The organism is Bathymodiolus platifrons methanotrophic gill symbiont (assembly GCF_002189065.1).
Taxonomy (GTDB): domain Bacteria; phylum Pseudomonadota; class Gammaproteobacteria; order Methylococcales; family Methylomonadaceae; genus Methyloprofundus.
Window position 1 is genome coordinate 1 of the sequence record NZ_BDMN01000289.1, and the last position, 8,778, is coordinate 8,778.

An 8,778-nucleotide genomic window follows, 5' to 3' on the forward strand; every position below is an offset into this window, starting at 1 on the left:
TGGTGCTCTAAATACTCTTGTACCAACTCTTCCGTTACATTACCCGTTGTCCAGGCTCCATACCCTATTGCCCAAGAATGTTTCCCCCAATATCGTTTTTTCAATTCGGGAAACTCACCTTGCAGGATTCGAGAGGTTCTACCCTTTACTCTCTTCACAAAATTACTAACTGATAATTTTGGGGGATATTCTATATGCATATGGACATGATCTTTACTCACAACACCTTTTAGAATCCTTACATCTTCAGCATCACAAACCTGCATCACTAACTCTCTACAACGCTTTTGGATATTACCTTGCAAAACAGGGTAGCGATATTTAGTCACCCAAACTATATGTACCATTAGTATACTTACTGTATGACTACCGTGCCTTTGTTCATTCATTAACACATTGTACAAAAAAGTGTGTATCAACTAAAGTCTTGCACTAAAGTGCATAGTTTTTACTAGCGTCCCGAGACAATAAACCTCGATACACCAGCATTGTGTATTTCAGCTACTCAATAATTGGGAAACTTCAGCTTATAAAGATGAAGCTGAATTAAAAGCCGATTTAGATAAGTTTTTAGTGTATTACAACCTTAACCGAAGGCATGGTAGCCTAAAAAGAGAATTAAAGGTAAGAACGCCCTTTGAAGCTCTTCAATGTTGGTATAGAATAAATCCAGAAGTTTTTAGAAAATTCCCCGATATGTTTCGAGCTGAACTTTTAAAAAATCAGGATACAACCTCGTGAAACCTGACAAGTTATGACCAATCTTTACCGTCATAATAAGTTCTTGCGACAGAACCCAAAAAATCATTATTTTGATTAAAATACTACTATTATTCTTACCCTGTTTAGTGCAGGCTAATATGTTTCTTGACCAACCGAGCATGGGGAACCTTAGTCACCTCCATGCTAGATACTTGAGTTTGACAACAGGGCGCTTCCTAACGCAAGATCCGCGTAAACAGTTCTTCTCTCAATACGTTTATGGTAACGGGCAAGTTATCTCGTCATCAGACCCTTCAGGGGAAATGGAAGTAGAAAATATTCAGAGTACTGTTTCTAAAAAGTGGAGTATTAAGAATAGACATCTCGGTTCAAAAACATCCAGTGAAAACTTAACTAGAGTCCGTTCTTCAAATACGCAAAGTAAGGTAGGGTTCAACAAAGATTCAATAAAGCCGCCCAAGCCGCCACGCAAAAAAAGGGTGAGTGGTCCTAGCTACTGGTCCAGAGATGCCGCTCTCCAAGCTAATATCGATGCCCCTCCTAATTCTTTGGGGTCGTCCGCCAGTTCTTTTGTAGTAAGTGAAGATCCAAAAGGCAATCCCTTTGGCGATCCTGATGCGAATGAAGATTCCCCAACGGGAGAAGGCAATTCCTTTGGCAACCCCTTTCACGATTCCTTTGGCAATCCCTTTGACGATCCCGATGCGAATGAAGATGCCCCAACGGGAGAAGGCAATCCCTTTGACGATTCTTCTGCGGGTAAAAAGGTTCATACATATGAACAATGGAAGATTTTGGACGATTCTTCTGCGGGTAAAAAGGTTCATACGTATGAACAATGGAAGCTTTTGGACCCTGACACTGACCCTGAACTTGCTCCTCCAGTGCCACCTCGTCCGATTCCTCCAGTGCCACCTCGTACGTATCTGAAACGGGCTTCCCATCTAAGCCGGGACACCCAGTAATTTCAATCCATCCAGGATTAACAGCGAACGTTTAGAAGCGGTTGTTCCATCTTGGCGTTTTAATCCATAATACTGGGTGTCCCGGCTTAGACGGGAAGCCAAATTGTTTAATGTTGAATCCATAAAAGTTTCTAAACACTATGTTAAAAATCTCTTACTGGAACTATTGCGCACTCTTTTGAACGTTCTCTGCCCGATGTATACAAGCTGTAGTATTCATCGAATTCTTGAGTCATCCCCTGGGCATATCCCGCACCAATGGCATTCCAGAAGTAATTAGTTGAACTCCAGGTGCAGTAGTGTTCGATGTCCGCAGAGGAGTTTACGACTTTCCGACCCGATTCCCACATCAGGTAGCTATATTTGCTAAGCTCATCTTGCGAGGGTAGATACCAGTCGGAGTATTGGTTCTGGACATAATTATCAGCGTGCTTTGCGGCGATCAATCCACCCCTCTCGGAACTACATTCTTCCAATAGCTCCAAGGAGTTTGCCTTTCCTTCGCCAAGCTTTACGCCAAATCCTACGTCCTTATAAATATCGTTACAGCCCCATTCTGCTAGCATATACAGCCCTTGGGAGTCTTTCAGATACCCCGCAGACTCCATACCGTGAAGCTTATCATCTGTCAGGTAGAATATAACTCCACCAGCTGGACCTTGACCTCCCATTTCAAACGTGGCCTCCTCGTACCCTACGGAGGACTCCGCGTTAACATTCACCGTTGCGAAAAAAGTAAGTAGGGCTGTACCACCTAGTGTTAATAATTTCATTTTTAATATCCTCTAAATTGTTTTAGGGTTTGGTTAATGTGGAACCCGTGTTTTCTGGAAAAGGGGAGAGATAAATAGTTTGTGTTGTATAAACAGGTTATCTCTCCCCTTTTTCAATGAATACGCGGGCTGTAGGCTCTTGCCTTGTAATAAAACCATGACTGAACTTTACGGCATAATTAAGTCTGTACGACAAAGCCACCAAGGGCACCTGTTGGGGTGTAAAGCGAGAGTGAGATATGCGCGGATAGCGGGGAGTAGGTCTTGTTTTATGGCTCGAGTGAGCGGCATACCTAAGGGGGAATAAATAAAGTATGCTTCAAAGATTCGGGGACTGCTCTCGATAGAGTGGCAGAGGTTATCGAGATAGCTACGTTAAGACTATTTATTTCCTTAAAATGGGTCTTCTTTAAACTCTTAAATCCTGTCTCCTGATCAAGCCAAAACGCATAATTAACTTATGTATTTCATCCGTGTTGAAGAGTCCTTATTGGAGTCACAATTTAAGGGGGGGGATATAGTATTGCTTACTCTACGGAGGAATCTATGAAGAACTCCGCGTTAACATTCACCGTTGCGAAAAATGTAAGTAGGGCTAGGACCCTTAGTGTTAATAATTTCATTTTTAGTATTCTCTAAATTGTTGAATGTTGAATCCAGTAAAAGTCTCTAAACACTATGTTAGAAATTTCTTACTGGAACTATTGCGCACTCTTTTGAACGTGCTCTGCCCGATATATACATGCTGTAGTATTCATCGAATTCTTGAGTTATCCCCTGGGCATATCCCGCACCAATGGCATTCCAGAAGTAATTAGTTGAACTCCAGGTGCAGTAGTGTTCGATGTCCGCAGAGGAGTCTACGACTTTCTGACCCGAGTCCCACATCAGGTAGCTATATTTGCTAAGCTCATCTTGCGAGGGTAGATACCAGTCGGAGTATTGGTTCTGGACATAATTATCAGCGTGCTTTGCGGCGATCAATCCACCCCTCTCGGAACTACATTCTTCCAATAGCTCCAAGGAGTTTTCCTTTCCTTCGCCAAGCTTTACGCCAAATCCTACGTCCTTATAAATATCGTTACAGCCCCATTCTGCTAGTGTATACAGCCCTTGGGAGTCTTTCAGATACCCCGCAGACTCCATTCCGTGAAGCTTATCATCTGTCAGGTAGAATATAACCCCTCCAGCCGGGCCTTGACCTCCCATTTCAAACGTGGCCTCCTCGTACCCTACGGAGGACTCCGCGTTAACATTCACCGTTGCGAAAAAAGTAAGTAAGGCTGTACCACCTAGTGTTAATAATTTCATTTTTAATATCCTCTAAATTGTTTTAGGGTTTGGTTAATGTGGATTCCCTAAAAGTTTCTAATCGGAAGAACACTAAACCTCAAAGCTCTATCCGCACGGAGTTTTGAACCAGTCGTCAAATTCATGCCGAAGCTCTTTGAATTCTTACGTTCATTCGCATCCGAGGACGACCAGAAATATTTACGGTATCTTGGGAAAGGTGTGCTAGAAATATTTTCAGAGGCCTCCTGGACACCTAAAATATCAAAGACCCTATGAAGTTCGGATGCCGACGGAATGTACCAATCCGAAAACCCCGCAGCTGTATAGTCACTTATGGCCTCGAAAGCGGTGATCCCCCCATAGTAACTATCGCAACCTTTTGCTATGACAGCCTCAGTATTGCCACGACCCGCTCCTATGTACACACCCCTTGCATCCCTTACGGGTACTTTAACGCAGCCCCACTCAAGAGGCCGTATGTGAACCGGAGAGGTCTCCAGACCGTGCCGTCCACCATTAGAGATATGGAACACACGTCCTCCAGAAAAACCAATATCCCCCAACTGGAAAATATGCGCGCATTCCGTTTCTTGAAAATAATATAAGAAGGATGCGTAATCTTCATCCGTCATGGAGGGAGATCGTTCTCTCATCTCCCCACAAACAGCTTCATATTCGGGACCGAGTTTGGTCTCCTCAAAATCATTTGAGTCTATAACCTCAATTTTCCCAACGTCTGAGAAGGATGTAGAGAACCATCCAAAAAGGATAAGACCCATTATTAACTTAATATTCATTTATTTTTCCTAAAATTTATACATCTGAAAATAGGGTTTCCTTAGACATAAAGGATCAGAATGACCGTATAGGTCTAAAGGGTTTTCTAAGACTCCGCTCACCCCACAAAAGACTCCCGTTACCCCACTTTACACTCCCGTTACCACCGTTAAACATCAAAGTCCATCTGCTACCAAAGTCGGGTGAAACCGTGGAAATCCAATATAGAGTGTTGGCAAAATTACCTACCCCCTTTGAAGTTAGCACGGAGTACATGTGTATCATCTCATCCCTAGAAGGTATGAACCAATCCGAGAACCCATTTACTTCGTGATTTTGAACAGCGTCAACTACAGTTCTGCCACCCCACGTACTCACGCTTGTGCAGTTTAAAGTGGCCAATATTTCAGTGTTAGATTTCCCATCCCCGATCTTAACTCCTGACGCGTCATCGATTTGGATGCTGTGACACCCCCACTCAAGCTCTTGAATATCATTAGGGGCTGACTCTAACCCGTGAATGCCATCCTCAGTAGTATGGAACACTCGACCACCTGCGGGACCTAAATCGCCAACCTTATAAGTAATTGCACATTCACCTTCCTGCAAAGCACTTATATGCTCCGCACGACCGACTTTAGTCAACCCATAAACGGAACGCATTTGAGAACAATACTCAGACTCGTCCTCAATAAACTCGTCCGAGATATTGGTTTTTGAATCTGCGGCAAACAGAGGGTGTATTCCCTCTGCTTTAGCGAGCATCGTTTGGGACAGACACGCCACTAAAAAAAATAATCTAAATTTATTCATTAATTCATACCCCTAAAAGCTCCTAATTGGTAATGTACTAAGTGTCAACCCTCTCTCAGCATATACTTTACTTCCTGTATCCAAGTTTATAGTGTAGATGTACCTGCTATTATATTCCGTGGATGACCAGAAATACTGGGGATAAGAAGAACACGGCGTAGATTCTTCAACCACCTTATGAGAGCCCAGCACCTCATAGATCTTATACAGCTCGTAAGACGAAGGGACGTACCAGTCCTGGAACCCACCCCCGTTATAATCCACTATATCGTCAAATATAATACCTCCTCCAAAATAACTCGTACAACTTTCATCTATTATAGCTGCGGTATTGTCTCTGCCCGCTCCTATTTTCATTTCTTTTGCACCCTCTATAGACTGATCAAAGCAACCCCACTCTAGAGGTTTAATATCCGTAGGGGCGGTTTCTAAGCCATGACGTCCTTCGTCAGTGGTATAGAACACTCGTCCACCACCAAATCCAATGTCCCCCACCGCGAAAACATGCGCACATTCCGAGTCTTGAAATTCTAATAAGAAATCCGAGTACTCTTCGTCTGTCATTGAGGGGTCACGTTGTCTTTGCACATCACAAGTAGGTTTATACTCGACCGATGCCTCGCCACCGTCTCCACTTAAAGTCAGTGGATCGCCATCTTCCCACCCATAGGCGGATGCAGTCGTTACCCATACAGTCATCAAAAAGCTTGCTAATATTTTAATACTCATTTGTTTATCCTTATATTTTCTAAAAATTTCTAATTAGTAATACGCTAAGTTTCACAGCCTTATGTGCCGTACCCGTTTGACCGGTCGTTAGATTAAACGCCGACATCATATTTTTATAATCTTCTGAGGATGACCAGAAGAACTGTGGGATAGAAGGGTGTGCGCCGCCTTTTTCCGTTACGGTATAAGGGCCTAAGACCTTGTAGATTTCTTCTAACTCGCCATAAGATGGGATGTACCAGTCTCTAAGATCTCCAGCATCGAAGTTTCTTAGAACATAAAATATGGTAGTGTCACCATAAAAAGTAACACAATTCTTTGCTAGTGCTACGTCTGTATTGGATACACCCGCACCAAGAGATTTATCTCTTGCGCCTTCAAGAGCTACATTCACACACCCATACGATACGGTTGTGTGATGGTTAGGGGCGATCTCCATTCCATGTCGCCCTCCGTCAGTGGTATAGAACACTCGCCCGCCCCCAAAACCAATGTCTCCAACCTTAAAAACACGCGCACATTCCGAGTCCTGAACTTCTAATAAGGAATCCGAGTACTCTTCATCCGTCATTGAGGGGTCACGCGCTCTTTGTTCATCACAAGATAGTTCATACTCAACCTTGGCATTGTCATCCTCCCACCCTTGGGCGGATGCGGTAGTTACCCATACAGTCATCAGAAGGGTTGCTAATATTTTAATACGCATTTGTGTATCCTCCGTTTTCTAAAAATCCCTAATTAGTAATACGCTAAGTTTCTTAGAGTGTCCTGCGAGAGCATTTTTACCAGTTGTTAAATTCAAACCCCACATCCAGATTGCATAAGATTCAGAGGACGACCAAAAGAACTGTGGGTAAGAGTGTTGAGCGGATCCCTTCTCTGTTACGGTATAAGGACCTAAGACCCTGTAGATCTCTTTTAACTCGTAATAAGACGGAATATACCAGTCTCTAAAATCTCCAGCATCGAAGTTTCTTAAAACATCAAATATGGAAGAGCCTCCGTAATGGGAAACACAATTTTTTCCTAGTGCTACCTCGGTATTAGATTTACCTGCCCCGAAGGCTTGATTTCTTGCACCTTCAAGACCCACATACCAACACCCATACTCTACTGAGGTGTGGTGGTAAGGGGCTATCTCCATCCCATGCCGACCTTCGTCGGTGACATGAAATACCTTACCCCCTCCAAACCCAATGTCTCCGGGTTTAAAGATCTTCGCACAATCAGTATCTTGAAATTTTAATAAGAAATCGGTGTACTCTTCACCTGTCATTGAGGGGTCACGCGCTCTTTGTTCATCACAAGTTAGTTCATACTCAACCTTGGCCTCGTGACCCCCTCCACTTAAAAGCAGGGGGTCATCATCCTCCCACCCATAGGCGGACGCTGTCGTTACCCATACAGTCATCAGAAGGGTTGCTAATATTTTAATAAGCATTTGTTTATCCTTTATTTTCTAAAAATTTCTAATTAGTAATAAGCTAAGTTTAATAATTTTATGTGCCTTAGCCTTTGTACCATTTGTTAGATTAAACCCATACATCCAAGATCCATCAGCTTCTGAGGATGACCAGAAGAATTTAGGGAAAGAAGGATGCGCGTCTCCTTTCTCTGTTACCGTATAAGCACCTAATGCACTATAGATTTCTTCTAAATCTCCCATAGAGGGTATATACCAATCCTTAACGCCTCCAGAATCGTAGTTCCGTAACACATCAATTGCAGAAGAACCTCCATAATAACTATTACATTTGTTTTCTTTTGCTATGTCTGTATTAGATGCACCCGCACCAAAATTTTTATCTCTAGCACCTTCAAGGGCTACATTCCAACACCCATACTCTACAGTTGTGTGATGGTTCGGGGCTATCTCCATCCCATGTCTACCATCCTCAGTTACAAAGTATACACGTCCGCCACCAAAACCAATGTCTCCAACCTTAAAAACAGTTGCACATTCAGAGTCTTGAAATTCTAATAAGAAATCGGTGTACTCTTCATCTGTCATTGAGGGATCGCGTAATCTTTGCTCATCACAAGATAGTTCATACCCAACCGTGCCCTCGTCACCCCCTCCACTTAAAGTCAGGGGACCTGCATCCTCCCACCCATGGGCGGATATAGTCGTTACCCATACCGTCATCAAAAGGGTTGCTAATATTTTAATACTCATTTGTTTATCCTTTATATTGAAGTTTATTGTGACAGAACCTTTTATTTTCTAAAAATTTCTAATTAGTAATACGCTAAGTTTTACAGGCTGGTTTGCCCGAGCATTTGTACCCTTTGTTAAATTTAACCCCCACATCCAATTTTTAGGCTCTATGTGAATCCTAGTGGGTAGTGCGATAATAATACCATGAATAATGAATCTTTATTTAGTATGGCTTTAGGCTTACAATCGCCTTGGAAAGTGGAAGAAATTATCTTTTCAAACGACAATATTTTAGAACAGAATGAACTTCATTTGCAGATAGGTTTTGAACCAGGCGCCCGTTTTGCTGATGAATCGGGGGTTCTCTGCCCAGTGCATGATACAGTCGATCGGCAATGGCAACACTTGAGCTTCTTTGAGCATTCTTGCTATCTACATTGCTCTGTTCCTCGCATCACAACAACGGACGGGAAAGTTCGTACTGTAGAAGTCCCTTGGGCTCGCCCCGGCAGTGGTTTCACTCTGCTATTTGAAGCCATGGCATGGG

10 protein-coding genes and 1 pseudogene are annotated in these 8,778 nt (G+C 43.0%); 2 read left to right on the forward strand and 9 right to left on the reverse strand.

Annotated features, from left to right (window positions below; translation table 11 throughout):
- Positions 1 to 389 (reverse strand): IS200/IS605 family transposase (gene tnpA / locus CDZ78_RS15280; protein ID WP_087870778.1); only part of this gene is annotated, 389 nt, incomplete at its 3' end.
- Between the two features lie 636 nt (positions 390 to 1,025).
- On the opposite strand from tnpA, the gene CDZ78_RS15290 reads away from it, so the two are divergent.
- Complete coding sequence (locus tag CDZ78_RS15290) at positions 1,026 to 1,688, forward strand: hypothetical protein (RefSeq protein WP_140414100.1); 663 nt, start codon at positions 1,026 to 1,028, stop codon at positions 1,686 to 1,688.
- Between the two features lie 143 nt (positions 1,689 to 1,831).
- Here the strand turns inward: CDZ78_RS15290 and CDZ78_RS15295 are convergent, their stop codons facing one another.
- The 8 genes from CDZ78_RS15295 to CDZ78_RS15330 all read right to left on the reverse strand — a co-directional run bounded on the left by CDZ78_RS15295 (position 1,832) and on the right by CDZ78_RS15330 (position 8,249).
- Entirely contained in the window at positions 1,832 to 2,461 is a 630-nt protein-coding gene (locus CDZ78_RS15295) for a hypothetical protein (protein WP_087870781.1), read from the reverse strand.
- 681 nt (positions 2,462 to 3,142) lie between these two features.
- Complete coding sequence (locus CDZ78_RS15300; protein ID WP_087870782.1) at positions 3,143 to 3,772, reverse strand: hypothetical protein; 630 nt, start codon at positions 3,770 to 3,772, stop codon at positions 3,143 to 3,145.
- Between the two features lie 47 nt (positions 3,773 to 3,819).
- Positions 3,820 to 4,551, reverse strand: coding sequence for an Lcl C-terminal domain-containing protein (locus CDZ78_RS15305; RefSeq protein ID WP_087870783.1), 732 nt, complete (start codon positions 4,549 to 4,551; stop codon positions 3,820 to 3,822).
- Between the two features lie 55 nt (positions 4,552 to 4,606).
- Positions 4,607 to 5,317, reverse strand: a complete 711-nt coding sequence (locus CDZ78_RS15310) for an Lcl C-terminal domain-containing protein (protein WP_140414101.1) — start codon at positions 5,315 to 5,317, stop codon at positions 4,607 to 4,609.
- A gap of 39 nt (positions 5,318 to 5,356) precedes the next feature.
- Positions 5,357 to 6,073 (reverse strand): Lcl C-terminal domain-containing protein, encoded by a 717-nt coding sequence (locus tag CDZ78_RS15315; protein WP_087870785.1) that lies wholly within the window; start codon positions 6,071 to 6,073, stop codon positions 5,357 to 5,359.
- A 19-nt stretch (positions 6,074 to 6,092) separates the two neighbouring features.
- Positions 6,093 to 6,779, reverse strand: coding sequence for a hypothetical protein (locus CDZ78_RS15320; RefSeq protein WP_087870786.1), 687 nt, complete (start codon positions 6,777 to 6,779; stop codon positions 6,093 to 6,095).
- 18 nt (positions 6,780 to 6,797) lie between these two features.
- Positions 6,798 to 7,484 carry a DUF1566 domain-containing protein gene (locus CDZ78_RS15325; RefSeq protein WP_140414102.1) on the reverse strand — a complete coding sequence of 229 codons (687 nt, stop codon included), beginning with the start codon at positions 7,482 to 7,484 and terminating at the stop codon, positions 6,798 to 6,800.
- A gap of 48 nt (positions 7,485 to 7,532) precedes the next feature.
- The gene (locus CDZ78_RS15330; protein ID WP_087870788.1) at positions 7,533 to 8,249 is read right to left on the reverse strand and encodes a hypothetical protein; all 717 of its coding nucleotides are present in this window, start codon (positions 8,247 to 8,249) and stop codon (positions 7,533 to 7,535) included.
- Positions 8,250 to 8,435: 186 nt separating this feature from the next.
- On the opposite strand from CDZ78_RS15330, the pseudogene CDZ78_RS15335 reads away from it, so the two are divergent.
- Positions 8,436 to 8,778, forward strand: a pseudogene (locus tag CDZ78_RS15335) (ISL3 family transposase); the annotation flags it as partial.